Source organism: Priestia sp. P5_B4, assembly GCF_056400385.1.
The window spans coordinates 1-1,026 of record NZ_JBFULJ010001134.1; the positions used below are offsets into that span (position 1 = coordinate 1).

Consider the following 1,026-nt stretch of genomic DNA (forward strand, 5'->3'; position numbering starts at 1 on the left):
TATTGCCAGTTTATGCACTTACAAAAAAGACAACCCCAAGGTTGTCTTTTTCATTACTTCAACTCAGCCCATCTTTTATCTAATGATTTTAACAGCTCATCTTCAGATGTTTGGCCGCCGATGTATTCTTGTACATCCGCTCCAAATTTTTGCGTTACGCCTTCAGGGAATTTTGTCCATTCCCAAGGAATCGTTTTTTGATCCTTAGAATATTTAAGAAGTTCTTCGCCTAAAGGACCGATGTCTTTTGCTTCGATTGACTTAAAGGCTGGAATGTACTTAAAGTCTTCTACTAACGCTTTTTGACCTTCTTTAGATGTAACCATCCAGTTTAAGAAATCTTTGGCTGCTTTTTTATCTGCCGCTGGCGCTTGCTTGTGAACAACCCAGTTGCTTGGAACGTCGATTGCAAGCTTGTCAGCTACAGCTGCATCATCGCTTAACGGCATAGGTAAAATGCCTACGTCCATGTTCGGCGTAATTTTATTAAGCATTGGCTGAATCCAGTTTCCTTGCTGAATCATCGCTGCTTCACCGTTCGCAAACTTCGTTACTTGCGTGTTGTAGTCCGTCGTTAACGGATTTTTGTTTCCGTATTTTACCGTTAAATCAAGCAGCTTTACATACTGTTTGAACTGCTCGTTACCTGCGATTTTCGTACTGCCGTCATTTAGCCCTTTAATAAATGCATCCGGATCTTTTTGACTAGCAAATGGAATATTTAAGCCGTGGTTTCCAAGCACCCACCACTCGCCGTAGCCGATAGAAAATGGCGTAATACCGGCAGCTTTTAGCTTTTTAGCCGCTGCTTCTAATTCTGAATATGTTTTTGGAAGTTCTTTGATGCCTGCTTTTTTGAACAGTTTTTTGTTATATGTAAATCCGTAGCCTTCAAGACTGATCGGCTGCCCATATACTTTGCCGTCCATCGTCATTGGTGTAAGTGTGTTTTCATACGCGTCATCAATCCACGGCTGATCGGATAAATCTTCTAATTTATTTTTCCACGTTTTTGCCTCTTGATAT

At 40.9% G+C, this 1,026-nt stretch carries 1 protein-coding gene; it reads right to left on the reverse strand.

Features of this window, described 5'->3' with window-relative positions:
* Positions 1-53: 53 nt before the first annotated feature.
* Positions 54-1,026, reverse strand: a 973-nt coding sequence (locus AC1DRF_RS29410; protein WP_477742497.1) for an ABC transporter substrate-binding protein, incomplete at its 5' end; no start/stop codon positions are given.